This window comes from Pantoea sp. Ap-967, from assembly GCF_011752565.1.
GTDB lineage: Bacteria > Pseudomonadota > Gammaproteobacteria > Pseudomonadales > Pseudomonadaceae > Aquipseudomonas.
The window spans coordinates 153,646-175,600 of record NZ_VWXK01000009.1; the positions used below are offsets into that span (position 1 = coordinate 153,646).

The 21,955-nt window shown below is 64.4% G+C and carries 21 protein-coding genes; 8 read left to right on the forward strand and 13 right to left on the reverse strand.

From position 1 onward, the window contains the following. Positions 1 to 68 precede the first annotated feature (68 nt). From F3J45_RS12160 to F3J45_RS12170, 3 genes are all read left to right on the forward strand, one after another. The gene (locus F3J45_RS12160; RefSeq protein ID WP_167062359.1) at positions 69 to 821 is read left to right on the forward strand and encodes a GntR family transcriptional regulator; all 753 of its coding nucleotides are present in this window, start codon (positions 69 to 71) and stop codon (positions 819 to 821) included. Between the two features lies 1 nt (position 822). After that, positions 823 to 1,386 (forward strand): NUDIX hydrolase, encoded by a 564-nt coding sequence (locus F3J45_RS12165; protein ID WP_167062362.1) that lies wholly within the window; start codon positions 823 to 825, stop codon positions 1,384 to 1,386. Between the two features lie 391 nt (positions 1,387 to 1,777). Beyond that, complete coding sequence (locus tag F3J45_RS12170; RefSeq protein ID WP_167062365.1) at positions 1,778 to 3,190, forward strand: cytosine permease; 1,413 nt, start codon at positions 1,778 to 1,780, stop codon at positions 3,188 to 3,190. Between the two features lie 148 nt (positions 3,191 to 3,338). On the opposite strand, the gene F3J45_RS12175 is transcribed toward F3J45_RS12170, so the two are convergent. The 5 genes from F3J45_RS12175 to glnT all read right to left on the reverse strand — a co-directional run bounded on the left by F3J45_RS12175 (position 3,339) and on the right by glnT (position 9,128). Then, positions 3,339 to 4,640 (reverse strand): ammonium transporter, encoded by a 1,302-nt coding sequence (locus F3J45_RS12175; RefSeq protein ID WP_167062368.1) that lies wholly within the window; start codon positions 4,638 to 4,640, stop codon positions 3,339 to 3,341. A 139-nt stretch (positions 4,641 to 4,779) separates the two neighbouring features. After that, positions 4,780 to 6,105 carry an FMN-binding glutamate synthase family protein gene (locus F3J45_RS12180; RefSeq protein ID WP_167062371.1) on the reverse strand — a complete coding sequence of 442 codons (1,326 nt, stop codon included), beginning with the start codon at positions 6,103 to 6,105 and terminating at the stop codon, positions 4,780 to 4,782. A gap of 15 nt (positions 6,106 to 6,120) precedes the next feature. Next, positions 6,121 to 6,795, reverse strand: a complete 675-nt coding sequence (locus F3J45_RS12185) for a protein glxC (RefSeq protein WP_167062374.1) — start codon at positions 6,793 to 6,795, stop codon at positions 6,121 to 6,123. Positions 6,796 to 6,821: 26 nt separating this feature from the next. Next, a complete protein-coding gene (locus F3J45_RS12190) occupies positions 6,822 to 7,727 on the reverse strand; it encodes a glutamine amidotransferase family protein (protein WP_167062377.1) in 906 nt (301 codons plus the stop codon). A gap of 66 nt (positions 7,728 to 7,793) precedes the next feature. Further along, positions 7,794 to 9,128 (reverse strand): type III glutamate--ammonia ligase, encoded by a 1,335-nt coding sequence (gene glnT, locus F3J45_RS12195; RefSeq protein ID WP_167062380.1) that lies wholly within the window; start codon positions 9,126 to 9,128, stop codon positions 7,794 to 7,796. 337 nt (positions 9,129 to 9,465) lie between these two features. On the opposite strand from glnT, the gene F3J45_RS12200 reads away from it, so the two are divergent. Then, positions 9,466 to 10,059 (forward strand): helix-turn-helix domain-containing protein, encoded by a 594-nt coding sequence (locus F3J45_RS12200; RefSeq protein ID WP_167062383.1) that lies wholly within the window; start codon positions 9,466 to 9,468, stop codon positions 10,057 to 10,059. A gap of 295 nt (positions 10,060 to 10,354) precedes the next feature. Then, positions 10,355 to 11,284: a DMT family transporter gene (locus F3J45_RS12205; protein ID WP_167062386.1), complete on the forward strand. Its 930-nt coding sequence runs from the start codon at positions 10,355 to 10,357 to the stop codon at positions 11,282 to 11,284. Between the two features lie 174 nt (positions 11,285 to 11,458). On the opposite strand, the gene F3J45_RS12210 is transcribed toward F3J45_RS12205, so the two are convergent. Next, complete coding sequence (locus F3J45_RS12210; protein WP_167062389.1) at positions 11,459 to 12,163, reverse strand: NUDIX domain-containing protein; 705 nt, start codon at positions 12,161 to 12,163, stop codon at positions 11,459 to 11,461. A 138-nt stretch (positions 12,164 to 12,301) separates the two neighbouring features. Between F3J45_RS12210 and F3J45_RS12215 the strand changes: the two genes are divergently transcribed. The 3 genes from F3J45_RS12215 to F3J45_RS12225 all read left to right on the forward strand — a co-directional run bounded on the left by F3J45_RS12215 (position 12,302) and on the right by F3J45_RS12225 (position 14,701). Next, positions 12,302 to 12,952, forward strand: a complete 651-nt coding sequence (locus F3J45_RS12215) for a nicotinamidase (RefSeq protein ID WP_167062392.1) — start codon at positions 12,302 to 12,304, stop codon at positions 12,950 to 12,952. After that, complete coding sequence (gene pncB / locus F3J45_RS12220) at positions 12,949 to 14,148, forward strand: nicotinate phosphoribosyltransferase (protein ID WP_167062395.1); 1,200 nt, start codon at positions 12,949 to 12,951, stop codon at positions 14,146 to 14,148. Before F3J45_RS12215 ends, pncB begins: the two co-directional genes overlap by 4 nt. Positions 14,149 to 14,209: 61 nt before the next feature. Continuing rightward, a complete protein-coding gene (locus tag F3J45_RS12225; RefSeq protein ID WP_167062399.1) occupies positions 14,210 to 14,701 on the forward strand; it encodes a DUF1543 domain-containing protein in 492 nt (163 codons plus the stop codon). A gap of 154 nt (positions 14,702 to 14,855) precedes the next feature. On the opposite strand, the gene F3J45_RS12230 is transcribed toward F3J45_RS12225, so the two are convergent. The 7 genes from F3J45_RS12230 to F3J45_RS12260 all read right to left on the reverse strand — a co-directional run bounded on the left by F3J45_RS12230 (position 14,856) and on the right by F3J45_RS12260 (position 21,853). Further along, positions 14,856 to 15,236 carry a hypothetical protein gene (locus F3J45_RS12230; RefSeq protein WP_167062402.1) on the reverse strand — a complete coding sequence of 127 codons (381 nt, stop codon included), beginning with the start codon at positions 15,234 to 15,236 and terminating at the stop codon, positions 14,856 to 14,858. A 24-nt stretch (positions 15,237 to 15,260) separates the two neighbouring features. After that, positions 15,261 to 15,824: a hypothetical protein gene (locus F3J45_RS12235; protein ID WP_167062405.1), complete on the reverse strand. Its 564-nt coding sequence runs from the start codon at positions 15,822 to 15,824 to the stop codon at positions 15,261 to 15,263. Between the two features lie 202 nt (positions 15,825 to 16,026). After that, positions 16,027 to 16,761, reverse strand: a complete 735-nt coding sequence (locus F3J45_RS12240; RefSeq protein WP_167062408.1) for an NAD(P)H-dependent oxidoreductase — start codon at positions 16,759 to 16,761, stop codon at positions 16,027 to 16,029. 9 nt (positions 16,762 to 16,770) lie between these two features. Continuing rightward, entirely contained in the window at positions 16,771 to 18,405 is a 1,635-nt protein-coding gene (locus tag F3J45_RS12245; protein ID WP_167062411.1) for an ABC transporter ATP-binding protein, read from the reverse strand. A gap of 2 nt (positions 18,406 to 18,407) precedes the next feature. Beyond that, positions 18,408 to 19,235: an ABC transporter permease gene (locus F3J45_RS12250; RefSeq protein WP_167062414.1), complete on the reverse strand. Its 828-nt coding sequence runs from the start codon at positions 19,233 to 19,235 to the stop codon at positions 18,408 to 18,410. A 3-nt stretch (positions 19,236 to 19,238) separates the two neighbouring features. Next, a complete protein-coding gene (locus F3J45_RS12255; RefSeq protein ID WP_205300487.1) occupies positions 19,239 to 20,192 on the reverse strand; it encodes an ABC transporter permease in 954 nt (317 codons plus the stop codon). 59 nt (positions 20,193 to 20,251) lie between these two features. Continuing rightward, entirely contained in the window at positions 20,252 to 21,853 is a 1,602-nt protein-coding gene (locus tag F3J45_RS12260; protein ID WP_167062419.1) for an ABC transporter substrate-binding protein, read from the reverse strand. Positions 21,854 to 21,955: the final 102 nt, after the last annotated feature.

The window sequence follows — 21,955 nt, forward strand, 5'->3', positions numbered from 1 at the left end:
CAAGGAGCACCCGCGGTTCGCGGGGCGCCAGCGGTTGCGGCCGGGCAGCCTCATTCAGAGCGCACTTGATGAAACGCCAGCCCCTCGACGACAGCTTCAAGGTCAACCGCAATCCCGTAACCCTGCGCGAAATCGTGCTCGACAAGCTGCGCGGGGCGATCATGAACTTCCACCTGCTGCCAGGCGACCGCCTGGTGGAACGCGACCTCTGCGACCGCCTCGGCGTCAGCCGCACCTCGGTGCGTGAAGCCCTTCGCCACCTGGAGTCCGAAGGCCTGGTGGAATTCGCCGACGCCAAGGGCCCGCGCGTGGCCATCATCACCCTGGAAGACGCCCGCGACATCTACGAGCTGCGCTGCGTGCTCGAAGGGCTGATCGTGCAGCTGTTCACCCTCAATGCCAAGGCCAAGGACATCCGGGCCCTGGAGCGGGCGCTGGAAGTCAACCGCGAGGCGCTGGAAGAAGGCGAGCTGCAGCAGGTACTGGATTCGGTGCAGGGCTTCTACGACGTGCTCCTGGAAGGCTCCGGCAACCAGGTGGCTGCCCAGCAACTGCGCCAGTTGCAGGCGCGCATCAGCTACCTGCGCGCCACCTCGGTGTCGCAGGAAAACCGCCGTGGCGCCAGCAACCGGGAAATGGAGAAGATCGTCGAGGCGATCAAGGGCGGTGACCCGCTGGTGGCGCACCAGGCCTCGGTCGACCACGTACGCGCCGCCGCCAAGGTGGCCCTGGACTACCTGCGCCAGAAGCAGGACGACAACACCAAGGTGCGCGACATCGTCGAGCCCCTGGCCCTGAAGGAACCTCGCATAGGTCGCTGACATGCCCAACGCCCCGCGCTATTGCCCGCACTGCACCACGGAACTGGCCCGGGGCGTTCCCACAGGCGACACCCACGAACGCCTGTACTGCACCGGCTGCGGTTATATCCACTACATCAACCCGAAGATCATCGCCGGCTGCATCATCGAGCGCGATGGCAAGTACCTGCTGTGCCAGCGCGCCATCCCGCCGCGCCCCGGCACCTGGACCTTGCCGGCCGGGTTCATGGAAGCGGGCGAAACCACCGAGCAAGCGGCGCTGCGCGAGGTGTGGGAGGAAAGCGGCGTACGCGCCGAAATCGTCTCGCCCTACTCGATCTTCAGCGTGGCCAAGATCAGCGAGGTGTACATCATCTTCCGCGCCATCGCCACCGAGGAAACCGGGCAGTACGGGGCAGAAACGCTGGCGTACAAGTTCTTCGAGCCGCACGAGATTCCATGGGACGAGATCTATTACCCGGCGATCCGGCAGATTCTCGAGCGGTACATCCTTGAGCGCCAGGCCGGGGTATATGGCATCTACATGGGCAATGACGATACCGGCAAGGTGCACTTCATGCGCTAGCCTTTGTTGGCCTCTTCGCGGGGCAAGCCCGCTCCTACAGGCGGACGCATTCTGCCTGTAGGAGCGGGCTTGCCCCGCGAAGAGGCCAGCAAAGGCCCCCCAAAAACCTGCCCTATAAACGCGCACCCCGCACCACCACAGCCCACTGCAATCCCCCCAAGCCCCCCGCCAACCCCTCTACCCCAAGCCCTCCAGCCACCTGGCACTCTCCTTGCTACCGTCAACCGCTTAACCTTTTGTCAGGCTTAGGTTTTTTAAGGTTTATGGGCACATATTTACTAATTTCTCGTTATCCCCGCGCCCCGCATCATCGCTCCAACAAGAACGCGTCGCCCTTCGCCGGCACGCACCCGGGCAGCACCCGATGCCCCACCTTGCCTTGGAGTCAGTCATGACCAGTGCAGCCAATTCGGCACCCCTCATCGAGAAACACACAATCGGCTACGTGCCGCCGCAGGACCGCCATGGAAAGGTAAGGGATCTGTTCACACTGTGGTTCGGCGGCAACATCGCGCCGCTACCCATCGTCACCGGCGCGCTGGGCGTGCAACTGTTCCACCTGAACCTGGTATGGGGCATCGTCGCCATCCTGGTCGGCCACCTGGTCGGCGGCGTGCTGATGGCACTGCACTCGGCCCAGGGCCCGCAAATGGGCATTCCGCAAATGATCCAGAGCCGTGCCCAGTTCGGCACCCTCGGCGCGCTGCTGGTGGTGGTGATCGCCGGGGTGATGTACATCGGCTTCTTCGCTTCGAACATCGTGCTCGCCGGCAAGTCGCTGCATGGCGTGGTGGAAAGCGTGCCGGTGCCAGTGGGCATCGTCATCGGCGCGCTGGGCTCGGGCATCATCGGCATCATCGGCTACCGCTTCATCCACGTGCTCAACCGCATCGGCACCTGGGTGCTGGGCATCGGCATCGTGGTTGGCTTCGGCTATATCTTCAGCCACGTGCAGAGCGACGACTTCCTCACCCGCGGCGGCTTCAACCTGGCCGGCTGGCTGGCCACCGTGTCGCTGGCGGCGCTGTGGCAGATCGCCTTCGCCCCCTACGTGTCGGACTACTCGCGCTACCTGCCGGCAGACGTGAAAGTCAGCTCGACCTTCTGGACCACCTACCTGGGCTCGGCCCTGGGTTCGAGCCTGTCGTTCATCTTCGGCGCCGTGGCGGTACTGGCGATTCCGGCCGGCATGGACACCATGGACGCGGTCAAGCTGGCCACCGGCACCCTGGGCCCAGTGATGCTGGTGCTGTTCCTGCTCAGCGTCATCAGCCACAACGCCCTCAACCTGTATGGCGCGGTGCTGTCGATCATCACCCTGGTACAAACCTTCGCCTACCGCTGGATCCCCACCGCCAAGAGTCGTGCGGTGCTGTCGCTGATCGTGCTGGCGGCCTGCTGCGTGGTGGCGGTGTTCGCCTCGGCGGACTTCATCGGCCACTTCGTCGACATGGTGTTGGTGCTGCTGGTGGTGCTGGTGCCGTGGACGGCGATCAACCTGATCGACTTCTACGCCATTCACAAGGGCGACTATGACATCCAGTCGATCTTCAAGGTCGATGGCGGGATCTACGGGCGCTACAACCCACAGGCGCTGATTGCCTATGCGGTGGGTATCGTGGTGCAGATTCCGTTCATGAACACGCCGCTGTACGTCGGGCCGATTTCCGCGCATATCAACGGGGCCGACCTGTCGTGGCTGGTGGGGCTGGTGGTGACTTCGCCGCTGTACTGGTGGTTGGCCAGCCGTGACAGTGCTTACCGCCGCCGGCAGCACAGTGCCAAGTTGGCCATGCAATCCTGAGGTAGAGGGGCACCGCTTGCGCGGTGCTTCGCGAGCTTTGCTCGCTCCTACAGGAATAGGCAAGGATTTGCGTTTTGCACCACCCGGTAGGAGCGAGCAACGCTCGCGATGCGCCGCGCCAGCGGCGCCCAATTGCCCACATGCCAGCTCAGAGGTTATAGGCCCGCTCGTTGTGCTCGGCCAGGTCCAGCCCCTGCTCTTCCTCTTCCCGACTGGCGCGCAGCCCCACCGTCAGCTTCACCGCCCCGAGAATCGCCCAGCTCACCACGAAGCAATAGGCGAAGGTAAAGGCCACCCCCTTGAGCTGCACCAGCGCCTGCCCCAGCGGCGAAACTCCTTCCACATAGCCACCCAACGATGGCGCGGCAAATACCCCGGTCAGCACCGCCCCAACCATCCCACCCACCCCATGCAGGCCGAACACGTCCAGGCTGTCGTCATAACCCAGCGCCTGCTTCAGGCGGGTCACGGCGAAAAAGCAGATGGCGCCGGTCAACAAACCGATCGCCACCGCCCCCAGCGGCCCGACGAAGGCGCAGGCCGGCGTGATGCCGACCAGCCCGGCCAAGGCACCCGATGCGGCGCCCAACGCCGTTGGCCGGCCATGCACGACCTTCTCGGTCAGCAGCCAGCCCACGATGCCGGCGCAGGCCGCAACCATGGTTGCCAGCATCACCACCCCTGCCCCTTGGTTGGCGGCAAGGCCCGAGCCTACGTTGAAACCGAACCAGCCAACCCACAGCAGCCCCGCGCCCACCAGGGTAAAGCCCAGGTTATGCGGCGGCATGGCCACCTGCGGGTAGCCTTTGCGTTTGCCCAGCATCAACGCCGCCGCCAGCGCCGCCACGCCGGAGTTGATATGCACCGCGGTGCCGCCGGCAAAATCCAGCACGCCCCAGTTGACCATCAGCGCACCCGGCCCGCCCCAGACCATGTGGGCAATCGGTGCGTACACCAGCACGAACCAGGCGGCCATGAACAGCAGCGAGGCACTGAACTTCATGCGCTCGGCAAAGCCCCCGGCGATCAGTGCAGGGGTGATGATGGCGAAGGTGAGCTGGAAGACGGCAAATACCCCTTCCGGGATGGTACCCACCAGGCTGTCATGGCCAATATCCAGCATCAGCGCCTTGTCCAGCCCGCCAATGAAGCTGTTGACGGTCGACTGCCCCTCGACCATACCGCTGGTGTCGACCACCAGGCTGTAGCCGAACAGCACCCAGAGAATGCCGATCACCCCGGCCACGGCGAACAGCTGGGTGAACACCGAAAGGAAGTTCTTCGCCCGCACCATGCCGCCATAGAACAGCGCCAGGCCCGGAATGCACATCATCAGCACGAACATTGCGGCGCAGATCATCCACGCGGTGTTGCCGGTGTCCAGGGTGGAGTCGGCGGCGTGGGCCAATGGCGTCGACGCCAACAGCGCAACAGCTAGGGCACGTTTCATGGGGTCACTCCTGTGCGAATGGGGGTGTATCCGGGGCTGCTTTGCAGCCCATTCGCGGCACAAGGCCGCTCCTACAGGCGGTTGTAGGAGCGGCCTTGTGCCGCGAATGGGCCGCAAAGCGGCCCCCTACCACGATGGATCAGTACTGCGCCTGCCCCGGCACCCAGGCAGTGCCGGCCAATGGCACCCGCGCCATGGCGGCGGCTTCCACGGTCAACGCCACCAGGTCCTCGGGATCAAGGTTGTGCAAGTGCGACTTGCCGCAGGCGCGGGCCATGGTCTGCGCCTCCAGCACCAGCACCCGCAGGTAATTGGCCAACCGCCGACCGGCCTCCTCTGGGTTCAGGCGCTTGGCCAGCTCCGGATCCTGGGTGGTGATGCCGGCCGGGTCACGGCCGTTCTGCCAGTCATCGTAGAAACCGGCGGCCGAGCCGATCTTCTTCAGCTCGCTGTCCAACCGTGGGTGGTTGTCACCCAGGGCGATCAGCGCTGCCGTACCGATGGCCACCGCATCGGCGCCCAGGGCCATGGCCTTGGCCACGTCGGCACCGTTGCGGATACCACCGGAAACGATCAGCTGCACCTTGCGGTGCATGCCCATCTCCTGCAGCGCCTGCACGGCCTGCGGGATGGCGGGTAGAATCGGGATGCCCACGTGCTCGATGAACACTTCCTGGGTAGCGGCGGTGCCGCCCTGCATGCCGTCAAGCACCACCACGTCGGCACCGGCCTTCACCGCCAGCTTGACGTCGTAGTACGGCCGGCTGGCGCCGATCTTCACGTAGATGGGTTTTTCCCAGTCGGTGATCTCGCGAATCTCGGCAATCTTGATCGCCAAATCATCCGGGCCGGTCCAGTCCGGGTGGCGGCAGGCGCTGCGCTGGTCAACGCCGATGGGCAAGGTGCGCATGCCGGCCACGCGCTCGGTCACCTTCATGCCCAGCAGCATGCCACCGCCGCCCGGCTTGGCGCCCTGGCCCAGCACGATCTCGATGGCGTCGGCCTTGCGCAGGTCGTCGGGGTTCATGCCGTAGCGCGATGGCAGGTACTGGTACACCAGGTGCTGCGACTGGCCGCGCTCCTCGGGGGTCATGCCGCCGTCGCCGGTGGTGGTGCTGGTGCCGGCGATGGTTGCGCCACGGCCCAGGGCTTCCTTGGCGTTGGCCGACAGCGCGCCGAAGCTCATGCCGGCGATGGTCACCGGGATTTTCAGGTGGATCGGCTTCTTGGCAAAACGGTTGCCCAGCACCACGTCGGTGCCGCACTTCTCGCGGTAGCCTTCCAGCGGGTAGCGCGACACGCTGGCGCCCAGCAGCAGCAGGTCGTCGAAGTGTGGTACGCGGCGCTTGGTGCCGCCGCCGCGGATGTCGTAGATGCCGGTTTCCGCGGCACGCTGGATTTCCTGGATGGTCAGCCGATCGAAGGTGGCCGATTCACGCAGTACCGGGGGGAATTGTTCGCTCATGGGAATGCTCCTGGATCAGTACGCGCTGGCGTTGTCGACTTTGAAGTTGTACAGCTGGCGGGCCGAGCCGTAGCGTTTGAAATCGGCGGCCTTGTGCGCAAGGCCCGCCTGGTTCAGCAGTTCCTGCAACTCTTGCAGGTGCTCGGCGCGCATCTCTTTTTCGATGCAGTCCGAACCCAGCGACTGCACCGAGCCCTTGACGTAGATGCGCACCTCGTACAGCGAATCGCCCAGGGCATCGCCGGCATCGCCACACACCACCAGGCGCCCGGCCTGGCCCATGAAGCAGCTCATGTGGCCGATGCTGCCACCGACCACGATGTCCACGCCCTTCATCGAAATGCCACAGCGCGCGCCGGCGTCGCCCTCGATGACCAGCAGCCCGCCATGGGCGGTGGCACCGGCGGCCTGGGAGGCGCTGCCCTTGACCCGCACCAAGCCGGACATCATGTTCTCGGCCACGCCCACGCCGACGTTGCCGTGCACGGTGACGCTGGCCTGCTGGTTCATGCCGGCGCAGTAGTAGCCCGCGTGGCCCTCGATATCCACCGACACCGCAGCGTTGATGCCCACGGCCAGGTTGTGCTTGCCATCGGGGTGGGTCACCCGCCATTCGCGGTCCTGCACCTCGCCGTGCAGGGTCTGGTTGAGCACGCGCACCGAGGCGCTGGAAAGGTCGATCGTCTTCATGAATGTCTCCAGTGGTTCGGTGGGGGTCAGGCGCTTTCGCGTTCCCAAACGTACAAAGTGGCGGGCGCCGGTTCCCAGACCTTGGCGTTCTCGATGCCCGGCAGGCTGGCCAGGGCCTGGTACTCCGATGCCATGGCCACGTAGTCGTCGGTTTCGGCCAGCACCGCTGGCTTGCAGGCGATCGGGTCGCGGATCACGGCAAAGCCGTTGCGGGTGCCGATGGCGAAGGTGAAGAAGCCGTCCAGGTCTTCCAGTGCGCCGTCCAGGGCCTGGGCCAGGGTGTCGCCCTGCTGCAGGCGCCACGTCAGGTAGCCGGCGGCCACCTCGGTGTCGTTGTCGGTTTCGAAGGCGATGCCTTCGCGCTTGAGTGCCTGGCGCAGGCGGAAGTGGTTGGAGAGCGAGCCGTTGTGCACCAGGCACAGGTCGGCGCCGGTGGAAAACGGGTGGCTGCCTTCCAGGGTCACCGCGCTTTCGGTGGCCATGCGGGTGTGGCCGATGATGTGGCTGCCCTTCATGCCGGCCAGGCCGAAGCGGCTGGAGATTTCTGCCGGCAGGCCCATGCCCTTGAGGATTTCGATGCTCTGCCCGGCACTCATGATGCGCACCTCGGGGGCCAGCTCGGCCAACGCGGCGCGGGCGCTGGCTTCATCGGTGTGCACCTTGAGCACCGCGGCACTGGCATTCTGGAACCAGTCGAGCGAGCAACCCAGGCGCCCTTCCAACTGGCCCATCAGCGCCGCCCAAGGGTAATGGATGTCCGCCACCTGCAGGGTCAGCTTGACCCAGCCATCGGCCACCTCGTCGCCATAGATGGCAAAGCCTGCGCTGTCCGGGCCACGGTCGGTCATGGCTTGCAGCATGGGTTCAAAGAGCTTGCCGAGCTGGGCTTCCAGCGCTGGCTTTTTCAGGTACAAACCTACGATTCCACACATGGTGATGCTCCTTACTAGGCAGTGGACGACCGCTTTCGGGTTGGCCGCCCAGGGGATTGGGGGCGGTCAGAAGAATTCGGTGTAGCGCTGGATTTCCCAGTCGGAGACATGGCGGCAATACTCCACCCACTCCATGCGCTTGAGCTTGATGAACTCATCGACGATCTCGGCGCCCAGCACCTCGCGAAACAGCGGGTCGGCGTCCAGGGCGTCGGCGGCTTCCTTTAGCGACTGCGGGAGGGTCTTGATGCCGCGCGCGGCGATCTCCTCCAGGCTCAGGTTGTAGAGGTTTTCGTTGCACATCTGGCCCGGTTCCAGCTGGCGGTCGATGCCGTCGAGGCCGGCAGCGATGATCGCGGCGGTGACCAGGTACGGGTTGCAGCCGGCATCGGGCAGGCGGAACTCCAGGCGCCCGTAGGGAATACGCACCATCGCCGAGCGGTTGTTGGCGCCGTAGGCGACGAAGGCCGGGGCCCAGGTGGCGCCGGACAGCGAGCGGCCCACGACAAGGCGCTTGTACGAGTTGACCGTGGGCGCGGCGAAGGCGCACAGGGCCGGGCCATGGGCCAGGAGGCCGGCGGCAAAGTAGTAGGCCAGCTTGGACAGGCCCATGCCGCTGCTGTCGGCAGGGTCGTGGAACAGGTTCTTGTTGGTCGAGCTTGCCAGCGACAGGTGGAAGTGCATGCCGTTGCCGGCGCGCTTGGGGTCGGGCTTGGGCATGAACGAGCAGATCATGCCCAGGTCGTTGGCGATCTCCCCTGCCGCCATGCGGAAGAAGGTGAAGCGGTCGGCCGATTCCATGGCGTCGCTGTAGGTGTAGTTGATCTCGAACTGGCCATTGGCGTCTTCGTGGTCGATCTGGTAGATGTCGAAGCCGACCGGCTGCAGGGCCTCGGTGAGGCGTTCGAGGAACAGCCGCGAGCGCGACAGGCCCTTGTAGTCGTAGCAGGGCTTGTCGAGGTTGTCGGAGGCGTCCACCAGCTGCAGCTTGCCCTCTTCATCGCGGCGGAACAGGCTGAACTCGGGTTCAAGGCCGGTGTTCAGGGTCCAGCCCTTGTCGGCCAGGCGCTGCACCTGCTGTTGCAGCACATAGCGGCTGTCGTAAGGCCAGGGTTGGCCGTTGACATGGCCGACACACACCACCCGGCCATAGCCTGGCTGCCACGGCACCGGAATCAGCGTGGACAGATCGCCGCGGGCCATGAAGTCCGGACCATGGGGTTCCATGCCCATGCCGCAGATGGCGAACCCGGCAAAACCGGCGCCCTCCTCTGCCACCATCTTCAGGCCCGATACCGGCACCGACTTGGTCTTCGCCGAACCGTGGATATCGACGAACTGTGCCAGCACATACTTGATACCGTGCTGGTCGAGGGTGCGCTGGGTTTCTGCTGGCAACATGGGTTGATCACTCCTGGGTGACGGGCTTTGATTCCGCAAGGGAAACTTACTTTCCTCACAGGAATGCAATGCGCTTGCCAACTCTGTTGCTTGTGTTAGCTGGTGCGGCCCCTTCGCGGGGCAAGCCCGCTCCTACAACAGACGCGCATCCCTTTGTAGGAGCGGGCTTGCCCCGCGAAGAGGCCGGTGCAGGCAACGCAAAACTCAGGCAGGTTTTTCAGCTGTATTTATGGGAAACTTGTTTTCACCCGAAGAAAACGACGGCCAACGCAGCCGCCCCTCGCACTTTCACAGTGCGAAAACTTTATTCTTGAACTGAAACCGTGCAGGACACTCGATGCCACCGGAAACCGAACCGCGCCTTCGCCTGGAGCAGTACCTGGGCCTGCAGATCAAGCGCCAGCGCCAAGCCCAGTCCCTCAAGCTCGCCGACGTGGCGCGCATCGCCGGCATCAGCCAAGGCATGCTGAGCAAGATCGAAAATGCCCAGGTGTCCACCAGCCTCGACACCCTCAGCCGCCTGTGCGACGTGCTGGGCATGCCCATGGCCAAGCTGTTCAGCCAATACGACCAACCCGATGGCAACGCGCTGCTGGTCAAGGCCGGCGAAGGGCTGGAGGTGGTGCGCCGGGGCACCGAGAAGGGCCACACCTACCATTTGCTCAATCACGCCAGGGGGCCGAAGAAGCATTTCGAGGCGTACATGGTGAGCATGGACGATGCCAGCGAGGAGTTCCCGACCTTCGCCCACCCCGGCACCGAGTTCCTTCATTTGCTGGAGGGTGAACTGGTGTACCGCCACGGCAACCAGCTCTACCACATGCATTCCGGCGACAGCCTGACCTTCGACGGCGACACCCCCCACGGCCCTGAGCAGCTGGTGCAGGTGCCCATCCGCTTGCTGTCGATCATGAACTACGGCGAGGAATAAGAAGGCGCTACAAGGCAATAAGCAATGTCGCGATCAGACAAGCACATGTCGCCCGCAATCGCCTTCCAAACCGTGTCTACAAAAATAATACACACATCGACCAGCCCCGCGCCGTGGGCTGGTGGACGTGGTATCCGCGAGTAAAACAGCCTCGCTTCACAATTCCAACGCTGTGGCGCCTTTTTGCACCGGGCAGTTCGTCCGGGCTCATAACGATAAAACTCCCAGCATTAAAGACCCGCGTCGCGCCGATCGGGAGTGTTTGCGCGCGCCACATTGTGAAGACTTGACTGCCATGATCGCGACTTCAATCCCCGTAGCCGGTGCTGCCACCGGCCACCGTAATGCCCTGTTCGTTGCCCATATCGCCGCCGTGCTGTTTGGGCTTACCGGTATCCTCGGCCACCTGATCGAGGCCGATGCCAGCATCATCACCTTCGGCCGCGCCACCTTCGCCTTCATCGCCCTGGGCTTCGTCGCCGGGCTCAAGGGCACCCGCCTGCTCGACGCGCTGACCCTGCGCAACCTGCCCGTGCTGGGCCTGACCGGTGCATTGCTGGCGACCCACTGGGTGACCTTCTTCATTGCCGTCAAAGTAGGCGGCGTGGCGGTAGCAACCCTGGGCTTCGCCAGCTTCCCGGCCTTTATCGCGATGATCGAACGCGGCGTGTTCGGCCAGCGCATCGGCGCCGTGCAGGGCCTGCTGCTGCTGATGGTCACCGCCGGCCTGGTGCTGGTGGTGCCGACCTTCGACCTGCTCGACAAGGGCACCGTCGGCCTGCTCTGGGGCCTGGGTTCGGGCCTGGCATTCGCCCTGCTGACCGTGGCCAACCGCCGCAATGCCTCGAACATGAACGCCATGCAGGTGGCCTTCTGGCAGAACGTGGTGGTGGCTGCACTGGTGGCACCGTTTGCCTTCACCCACCTGGGCAACACCAGCCTGGGCGGTAGCGACTGGGTCAACCTGGCGCTGCTGGGGGTGTTCTGCACCGGGCTGTCGCAGTTCCTGTTCGTCAAGAGCCTGGAAGGCCTGGAAGCGCGCACCGCGGGCATGATCATCGCCCTGGAGCCGGTGTACGCGATCATCGGCGCATGGTGGTTGTTCGGTGACCAACCCAGCCTGCGCATGGCCGCCGGTGCGGCGCTGATCGTGCTGGCGACCCTCCTCGCCGCCGCGCGCAAGGCCCCGGCCGAACAAGGGGATGCCAGCCGCTGCGCGCATTGACCGTCGCGCAAGGAACATTGCCTGTAGGAGCGGGCTTGCCCCGCGAACACCGGCGCAGCCGGTGCCATGCACCGCGGTGCTGGCTTCGCGGGTCAAGTCGGGTCGCCGCACCGCCGCTCCTACAAGGAATCGCGCCTGCTTTTAGCTCCCATGAAGGCCCTGCCAAGCCAGCGTTCAACTGCCCTCCGGCAACAAACTGCGGTCAAACATGAACACCCGCCCCCCCTGCGGCGTGTACTGATACAACTGCTGTGGCCGGCCCAGCCTGGGCTGGTTCTTCTCCCCGGTGTCCCGCACCCACCCCAACTCACGCAGGCGCTCCAGGCGCTTGCGCAGTGAGGTGCCGTTGACCGCTTGCCCCAGGCACGCCTGCACCGCGCCCAGCGCATCGAGCACCGTGAATTTCGGCGCCAGCAGGCACAGCGGCAAGCTGCTGTACACCGTCTTGGCCGCCAGCCGCTCGCGGGCGCGCTCCACCAGCAGGTTATGGTCGAACGGCAGCAGCACCTTGCGCTCAACCACGCTGTCCAACTCGAAAAACGCCAACTGCTCGCCTTCAACCTGCTGCTGCGGATCGAGCAAGGCCAGGTAGCAGGTGCTCAACGACCAGCCGCGGGGGTCGCGAAACGCATTGCCTTCAGTGCCCACCTGCTCCAGGTGGCGCGGCAGCACCTGGGCCTTCTCGCGCAACGCGCGCTCAGCGGCGGCTTCCAGGCTGGTGTCCGGGGTGCGGCCATTGACGATCACGCCAGGCAAGGCCCACTGGCCGGCATGGGGCTCGCGCTCACGTCGGTGCAACAACACTTGCAGATGCTGGGCATCGGGGGCCAGGCGCAGGGCAACGATATCGACACTGGCCAAGACTTCGGCTGTACTCACCAGGAGGCTCCTTCTTCACTGCCGCCATAATCCACCAGCGCATCTAAGTAAGGCAAGAGAAAAGCTTTTAATGGCTTTCACTTGACACACTTAATACACCAGATGAATTATATAGCCATTCCAGCGAGGAGACCTGCCATGAAAATCGCCAGCTTCGATGTCGACGCGCAGAACGGCTTCACCCGCAACGCCCCTCAGGAGCTGCCGGTACCCGAGGGCGACGAGATCGCCCCAGACCTCAACGCCATGGCCCAGCGCGCCGACCTGCGCCTGGGCAGCAAGGACGCACACCCGGCCAATGCCGCCTGGGTGGTTGCCGAGCACGCGCAGATGCTGCAGCCACTGGCCTTGGCCAACGCCGACCTGACCTGGGTCAGCCACTGCGTTCCGGGTACGCCGGGTTTCCAATTGCTGCCCGGCCTGCCCGCGCCAATCGACTACGACTACTTCGTGTGGAAAGGCGTCGAGCCCGACCTTCACCCCTACGGCGCCTGCTACCACGACCTGGCCGAGCGCCGCTCCACCGGCGTCATCGAATTTCTCAAGGTGCAGCAGGTTGGCGCCGTGATCGTCGGCGGCCTGGCCCTGGACTACTGCGTGAAAACCACGGCCCTGCAATTGCGCCGCGCCGGCTTCCCGGTGCTTTTGTACCTGCCCGCCTGCCGCGCCCTCACCCAGGCAGGCGCCATCGCGGCCTGCGGCCTGCTGGCCGCCGAGGGCGTGGTCCTCTGCGGCGACGAGGCCGCGCTCGACCACCAGTTGGCCCTGATAAAGGAAGGCCGCCCATGAGCGACAGCGTATTCGGCCCACGGATCATCCAGAACCTGCTGGACACCGACTTCTACAAGATCACCATGATGCAGGCGGTGCTGCACAACTACCCCAATGCCGAGGTGGAATGGGAGTTTCGCTGCCGCAACGGTGAAGACCTGTCGCCCTACCTTGCAGAAATCCGCTACCAGGTCGAGCAACTGGCCGAGGTGAGCGTGACCCACGACCAGCTGGCGTACCTGGAGAAAATCCCCTTCATCAAGCCGGACTTCATCCGTTTTCTCAGCCTGTTCCGCTTCAACCTGCGCTACGTGCAAATCGGCCTGGACGCCACCGGGCAACTGGCGATCCGCGTACGCGGCCCATGGCTGCATGTGATCCTCTACGAGATTCCGCTGCTGGCCATCATCAGTGAGGTTCGCAACCGCTACCGGTACCGTGACGTGGTCATCGAGCAAGTAGGCGAGCGCCTGTACCAGAAACTGGACTGGCTCAAGGCCCAAGCCAGCGCCGAGGAACTGGCCGGCTTGCAGCTCGCCGATTTCGGCACGCGCCGGCGCTTTTCCTACCGGGTGCAGGAAGAAGTGGTGCATATCCTCAAGCGTGACTTTCCGGGGCGTTTCGTGGGTACCAGCAACGTGCACCTGGCCCGTGAATACGACCTCAAGCCCATTGGCACCATGGCCCACGAGTGGTTCATGGCCCACCAGCAACTCGGCCCGCGCCTGGTCGACAGCCAGGCGGCGGCGCTTGAATGCTGGGTGCGCGAGTACCGTGGGTTGCTGGGCATTGCGCTGACCGACTGCATCACCATGGATGCGTTCCTGGGCGATTTCGACCTGTACTTCGCCAAGCTGTTCGATGGCCTGCGCCACGATTCCGGGGACCCACTGGCCTGGGCGGAAAAGGCCATCGCCCACTACGAGCGGCTGGGCATCGACCCCAAGGGCAAGACACTGATCTTTTCCGACGGGTTGGACTTCGAAAAGGCACTGATGCTGTACCGGGCGCTGCACGCGCGAATCAATGTGAGCTTTGGCATCGGTACGCGCCTGACGTGCGACATTCCCGGGGTGGAACCGATGAACATCGTGATCAAGATGACCGAGTGCAATGGCGCGCCGGTGGCGAAGATCTCCGACAGCCCGGGGAAAACGCAGTGCCGGGATGAGAACTTCGTGGCCTACCTGAAGCATGTGTTCAGGTTGGTTTGAGGGGCCGATACCTGCCCTATGGCGTTACACTGCACCACCGATTACCCGCACAAGGACTCCCATGCTCTACATCGTCATGCTCGGCGGCCGCCACCCAAGCGCAAAAATCGAAGTGCACGATGTGCTGTTCGCCCACGCAGACTCCCTGGAGCAAGCCTACCCGCAACTGCGCAGCGCCTGGTTCGGCAGTGCCAAAGGGTTGCACATCGATGCGTGGATGGAAGTTGCCGGGGTTGATGGCTATCGCGTGGAGTTGCGCCAAGGGCCTGCCCCCACTGGCGCGCCACGCCTGTTCTTCATCAACCTGGGTGGCTACGAGCCGCAGGTGTTCGGCGAAGCGCACCACTACCTGCTGGTGGTCGCCCGGGACAAAGCCGAGGCGAAGAAGATGGGCAAGCAACGCATGCAGGCTGGCTGGCTCAAGCCCCACACCGATGCCTTGCTGGAGGTCGACGATTGCCTGGCCATCGACCAGGTCGCCGGGCGCCATGTGCACCTGATCGAGGGTGACCACCCGCCCCTTGTGGCGCACTGCGATTACCTACTGATCTGAACGGCTTGAAGCCGACTGTTTTCACCCGTTGGCGGTGTGCCTGGTAGGAGCGAGCGCAGCTCGCGATGGGCCGCAAGGCAACCCGCGCATCCTGTGCCGCTGCGCGCCCCATCGCGAGCTACGCTCGCTCCTACCGGGTCGGCGTAAAGCCTGCTCACGCCCCCTTCGGAGCCATTTCGATGGGGGCGCAGCGCCCATTGGCGCGAACTTTCTCAACTAACCGCGCCCGGTTGATGAACACATTGATTTCGCAACTGCCCGAATGCCGAACATCCTCCCAATACTCTGCATGGACGAGCTGGCCACCTTGCGGCCCTGTGTACGTGCCAGCGGCTTCGCGCGAAATGTAATCGCTTTCGCGTATGTACCTGAGCACGACCAGGTCCTGGTCCGGCGCCACCATGATCTGCCTGGGAACACCGAAGTAGTCGATCAACTCGCCCACTGGGCGACCTTTCCAGGCACTGGTGGCCTCAAGCGAGGAACAGCCGCTGAGCGTGGCGGCTGCCAACGCCAGCATGAGCAATCGGTTCATCACCCCTTCCCTTTCGACGTTGAATTATTTCGCAGGCATCTGCGCAAAGGCTTCATCGATCTGCTGCATGATGGTCGCCTTGAGCGCCTCACGATTCAGGGCCCGGAACAGCTCCGGCCCTGCCTTGGCCATTTGTGAGGCGGGCATTGCACCCAGGTGCTGCATTTTCTTGGCCTGGCGCTCGGTTGGGCGACACACGAAGTCTCGGCTTTGCACCAGCCAAGCCTCGGGTTTGGTCTGCCACTGGCTGGAAAACTTTGCCGGGCGCAGTTCGTTGAACACGCTTCGATAATCCTGCGCACCCATGATCCGCGCGCGGTTCTTCGCGCAATCGATTTCAACGTCGTAAGCCGTAAAGGTGGGTGTGCCGGGCGCTTCGTTGAACTGATAGACGCCCAGCGATTTCGCCCCACCCGGGCGCGCATAGATATTGTTGGCATCACCATCGGCGATGAATGCCTGGTTCGTACCTAGGCTGCCCTGGTGGTGAATGATCCAGAAATCGCCAGTCGGCACATCACTTGCCTGAACCGTAAAGGTGCAGCAGAGCAGTGCCGCCGGCATCAAACGCCTTGCGCGAAAAACCATGGTCGGCCAGTCCTTTGCCAGGGTCCTGATAGCTTCGGTGCAGTGCACCCAGTAGGAAAACCATGGAATTTAGTGGCCTGGGTGCGCAGGGTCAATCGGCATGGGCCAGGGCCCGCACACGTTCAGTTCGGTCGTTTGCCTGAAAGGCCTTAACTGCAAGGGGTGCAGCAAACAAGGCATTGTGCCACCTCGTACATCTGCACTAGTAGCCTGGCTCCGTACAACGGCTCTGAACGTTCGTTAACGGATACAACCCCTCATCAAACTGCTCCAACCGCGGAAACTGCATCGGCGCATCATCCGGCAACTGCTCCAGGCGTTGCTGATAACTGCGCAGAAAACCCTGGCGTGCCTCATCGCTGATATACGGCACATGCCAGGCCACGAACGGCTCCAATACTTCGAAACCGACATAGGCCAAGGTCCCACGCAAAATTGGCCGCAGCATATCCTCCAGCGGCCCATGGATCGCCCCTTCGCCAAACATGTGCTCGCGCCCGCCAATGGTTACCGTCACCAGCGCCCGCTTGCCAGCCAGGCCGCCCTGGTCGTAGAAACGCTTGCCGCCGTAGCACACCCCGGACACCAGCACCCGGTCGATCCAGCCCTTGAGCATCGCCGGGGCCGAGAACCAGAAGATCGGGAAGTTCAGCACCAGCAGGTCCGCCCACAGCAGCTTGTCCAACTCCTGCTGGATATCCGCCGCAATGGAGCCCCCCTTCACCCCCAAGCGCTGCTCCAGCGCATACACCAGGTATTCCGGGTTTTCCCGGTGGCTGAAGTCATCGGCGCTGGCCACCGGGTTCCAGCCCATGGCGTACAGGTCGCTCACCTGCACCTGGTGGCCCTGGGCACGGAAGGTCGCTGCCGCCTGGTCGCGCAGGGCGGCGGTGAAGGAACGTGGCTCGGGGTGGGCGTGAACGATCAGGACATTCATGGTTGATCCTCAAACAGTGGGCAAAGGGGACGTGGCCTTGCGCTCGGCCAACAGGCGGTCGAGCCAGTCCGGGTCCATTTCCGGCTCGCAGGAAAACAACAACCCGGTGTAGTCGCGGTGCGGCGGCTGGAAAATCGCCTCGCGGCTGCCGTGGTCAACCACTCGCCCGCGCTGCATCACCAGCACCTGGTCGGCGATTGCACGCACGGTGGCCACGTCGTGGGTGATGAACAGGTAGGCCACGCCCAGCTCGCGCTGGATCCGGTCGAGCAGCTTCAGCACGCCCTCGGCCACCAGCTGGTCCAGGGCCGAGGTCACCTCGTCGCAAATGATCAGTTGCGGCTCGGCAGCCAACGCACGGGCGATGCAGATTCGCTGCTTCTGCCCGCCCGACAGTTCGCGGGGCAAGCGGTCCATGTAGGTGGCCGGGTCCAGATCGATCATCCGCAACAGCTCGGCGACCCGCTCGCGCAAGGCCTTGCCTTTGAGGCCCAGGTAAAAAGCCAGCGGCCGGCCGATGATGTCGACGATGCGTTGCCTGGGATTGAGCGCCGTGTCGGGGATCTGGTAGATCATCTGGATGCGCCGCAGCTGTTCCTTACTGCGCCGGCGGTAATCGCCAGGCAGGGCTTCACCGTCGTACAGCAACGCGCCGCTGGTGGCCGGCAGCAGGCCACTGATCAGGCGCGCCGTGGTGCTCTTGCCGCTGCCCGACTCACCGATTACCGCCAGTGTCTGGCCGCGGTACAACTTCAGCGAAACGTCGTGCAGTACCGGCTGCTGACCGTAGCTGGCGTTGGCGTTGCGCACCTCCAGCAACGGCTTTTGCGCCACCGGGCAGGCCTTGGCCGAGGTGTGGAAATTGCGCACGGCCCACAGCGACTGGGTGTAGGCCTGCTGCGGTGCACTGAGCATGTGGCGGGTCTGCGCCTCTTCCACCAGGCTGCCGTGGCGCAGCACCATGATACGGTCGGCCATCTGCGCCACCACCGCCAGGTCATGGCTGATGTACAGCGCGGCGCTGCCGAAGGTTTTCACCGCATCGCGGATCGCCGCCAGCACCTCGATCTGGGTGGTGACATCCAGCGCCGTGGTCGGCTCGTCGAAAATGATCAGGTCCGGGTGGCAGGCCATGGCCATGGCGGTCATCACCCGCTGCAACTGCCCGCCGGAAAGCTGGTGCGGGTAACGCTGGCCGATATGCTCAGGGTCGGGTAGGCGCAGCAGGCGGTACAGCGCCACCGCCTCGGCCTCGGCCGTGGCACGGTCCTGGCCGCCGTTGATCACCGCGGTTTCCACATGTTGGTCGATCAGCCGGTGCGCCGGGTTGAACGAGGCGGCGGCACTCTGCGCCACATAGGCGATGCGCAGCCCGCGCAGTTTGCGCAGGGCCTCGGCGCTGCAATCAAGCAACTGCAAGCCATCGAAACACACGCTGCCGCCGGTGATCCGGCAGCCGTCGCGCACGTAGCCCATGGCAGCCAGGCCCAGGGTCGACTTGCCAGCACCGGACTCACCGATCAGGCCCAGCACCTCGCCGCGCCGAAGGGTCAGGTCGATGCCCTTGATCAGCGGGTGCCAGGCACCGTCATGATGGCCTTCGATGTGCAGGCCGCGGATTTGCAGCAGGGTATCGGCGTTCATGTTCAGCACTCCTTCAGACCACTGGACAGGTGCAGCACCCAATCGACGACGAAGTTCACGCTCACCGTGATCAACGCCACGGCCAGGGCCGGCAGCAACGGGCTGATGTCACCGAAGGTGATCAGCACCGCGTTATCGCGCACCATGCTGCCCCAGTCGGCGGTGGGCGGCTGGATGCCCAGGCCAAGGAACGACAGGGCGCTGATGAACAGGAAGACGAAGCAAAAGCGCAGGCCGAACTCGGCAATCAGCGGCGCTGCGGCATTGGGCAACACCTCGCGGGTGACCAGCCACCACAGCCCCTCCCCGCGCAACCGCGCGGCCTCCACGTAGTCCTGCACCACCACGGTCATCGCCACGGCGCGTGACAGGCGGAATACCCGGGTGGCATCGAGCAGCGCGATCACCAGCACCAGCGAGGTGGCCGTGGTGCCGACCACGCTGAGGATCAGCAAGGCGAAGATCAGCTGCGGAATGGCCATCAGGATGTCCACCAGCCGTGACAGGCCCTGGTCGACCCAGCCGCCCTTGAGCGCGGCAACCAGGCCGCACAGGCCGCCCAGCAGGAACGCAAGGCTAGTGGTCAGGAAGGCGATGCCAAGGGTGTTGCGGGCGCCGTACAACAGGCGGCTGAAGGTGTCGCGCCCGAGGTTGTCGGTGCCCAGCAGGAACTGCGGGCTCCAGGGTGCGAAGCCCTCGCCCACCACCTGGGTTTCGCCATACGGCGCCAGCAGCGGTGCGAACAGCGCCACGCCGATGTAGGCAACGATCACCAGCAGGCCGAACTTCGCGCTCAGGGGCGCGCGCAGCAGCGGTGCGATCAGCTTCATGGTCTACCCCTTTGGATGCATCAGGCGTGGGTTGCTGGCGATCGACAGCACGTCGGCGCCGGTATTGAGCAGGATGTAGGTGCCGGCGAAAATCAGGCTGCAGGCCTGCACCACCGGAATGTCGCGCTTGGCCACCGAGTCCACCAGCAGCTGGCCCAGCCCCGGGTAGACGAACACCACTTCCACCACCACCACGCCCACCACCAGGTAGGCCAGGTTCAGCGCCACCACGTTGACGATTGGCGCCAGGGCATTGGGCAAGGCGTGCTTGAAGATGATCCGCGCAGGTGACACGCCCTTGAGCCTGGCCATTTCGATGTAGGGGCTGGCCAACAGGTTAATCAGCGCGGCACGGGTCATGCGCATCATCTGCGCGATCACCACCAGGCTCAGGGTGGCTACCGGCAGCACCGAAACCTCCAGTACGTCAGCCAGCGAGGCGTCGGTGGGCAGGCTGGAAATGCCTGGCAGCCAGGCCAGCTTCACGGCGAACACCAGAATCAGCAGGTAGGCCACGAAGAACTCGGGGAACGATACCGCGCTCAGCGCGCCGGTGTTGAGCAGGCGGTCGAACCAGCTGTTGCGGTACAACGCCGCGAGCATGCCCAGCAGCAACGCCAGCGGCACCGAGAACAGCGCCGCCAGCAGGGCCAGGCTGAAGGTATTGCCCAACCGCGCGCCCACCAGTTCGGCAATCGGCCGCTGGTTGGCCAGCGACACCCCAAGGTCACCGTGCAGCAGGCGCCAGGCCCACTGCACGAAGCGTTGCAACGGCGACAGGTCCAGCCCCAGCTGGGTGCGCAGGGCCGCGACGGTTTCCGGGGTGGCCGACTGGCCGAGCATGGCCTGGGCGATGTCCCCTGGCAGCATGCCCACTGCCAGGAAAATCACCACCGAGACCGCAAACAGCGACAACAGGCCCAGGGCCAGGCGCTGCACAAGCAGTTTGCCAAGCATGTTCACCGTAGATGTCCTCGAATGAAAAGGGAGCGTTCAACCCTGCAAGCGCCGACGGCTCAGGCTTGCCACCAGCGCTCGATCACCCGCAGGCCGTCCAGCTCGCCGTAGGGGGCGGTCTGCGGGCCGTGGGCCACGCGGCTGGAGCGGGCGGCAACGGAGCTGGCGAACAGCGGCACGATCGCCCCGCCGTCGTCGCGGCACAGGGCCTGCATCTCGTTGTACATCTCGCGGCGCAGCGGCTCGTTCATCTCGCCGCGGGCGGCGTTGAGCAACTGGTTGAAACGCGGGTTGTCCCAGTGGGTTTCATTCCATGCCGCGCCCTTGGCGTAACCGATACTGAACATGCGGTCGGCGGTGAGGCTTGAGTACCAGAACGAGGTGGTGAACGGCTGTTTCATCCACACGTTGGTGAAAAAGCCATCGGCGGGCTCGCGCACCACGTCGATGTCGATGCCGGCCTGGCGGGCCTGCTCCTTGAACAACACGGCAGCGTCCACGGCGCCGCTGTAGGCTGCGTCGGAGGCCTGCAGGCGTACCTTGAGGCTGTCCATGCCGGCCTGGCGCAAGTAGAAACGGGACTTGTCCGGGTCGTAGAGACGCTGCTCCAGGGCCGGGTTGATGAAGCGGTTGCCCGGTTGCAGCGGGTGGTCATTGCCAACCTGGCCATAGCCGTACAGCACCGAGGCCAGCAGGGCCTGGCGGTCGACCGCGTGCTTGAGCGCCAGGCGCACGTTGTTGTCGGCGAACTGCGGGCTGTTGCAGGCCATCGGGAAGGTGTAGTGCTGGGCGCCCTTGGTTTCCTCGATCACCAGTTTCGGGTTGCGCTTGAGCAGGGCCACGGTCTTGAGGTCGACCTTGTTGATCACATCGACCTTGTCGGTGACCAGGGCGTTGACCCGCGCCGCGCCATCGGCAATGGCGATCAGCTCGGCGCTGGCAAAGTGCGCCCTGCCCGGTTTCCAGTAGTCCGGGCTGCGCTCAAGGTCCATGCGCACGCCCGGCTCGAAACCCTTGATGCGGTAACCACCTGTGCCCACCCCGGCCTGCCAGTCGGCCAGGCCATCCTTGGCGGGCATGATTACCAGGTGGTAGTCGGCCACCACGTAGGCGAAGTCGGCATTGCCCGAGTGCAGTTCGAACACCACGGTGTCCGGCGCGCTGGCGTATACCTTGGCGACATCGCCCAGCACGGTCTTGGCCGCGGAGGTGGACTTCTCGCCCAGGTGATGCTGGATCGAGGCAACCACGTCCTCTGCAACCAGCGGCTTGCCATTGTGGAACGTTACGCCCGGGCGCAGCTTGAACGTCCAGGTTTTCGCCTCCGGGCTGGATTCCCAGTGCTCGGCCAGTTCAGGGATGGCGGTGCCGTCCACGGCAATTTCGGTGAGGGTGTTGTACACCGCCGAGAAGCCGATGAAGGTGAAGGTGTCGACCCAGGAACCTGGGTCTTTCGAGTCACTGGTGCTCCCCCCTGCCAGGCCCAGGCGCAGGGTGCCGCCGGGCTTGGGCGTGGCCTCGTCGGCGTGGCTGCGCAGCGGCAGGCCGAAGGCGAAGGCCCCGGCGATGGCCGCCGCGCCAGCGCTGAACCTGAGGAAATCTCGGCGCGGCAGGCTGCCTGCGGGAAAGGCGTGCGGATTGTTCTTGTTGTTATCGCTCATGGCAGTTGCCCCTGTTGAACCGCAAGGAATTGTTGTTCGGTCAAAGCGGATTGCGTAGAAGCTGTGTATTATTTGTAATTGTTACCGTAACAAATACATTAG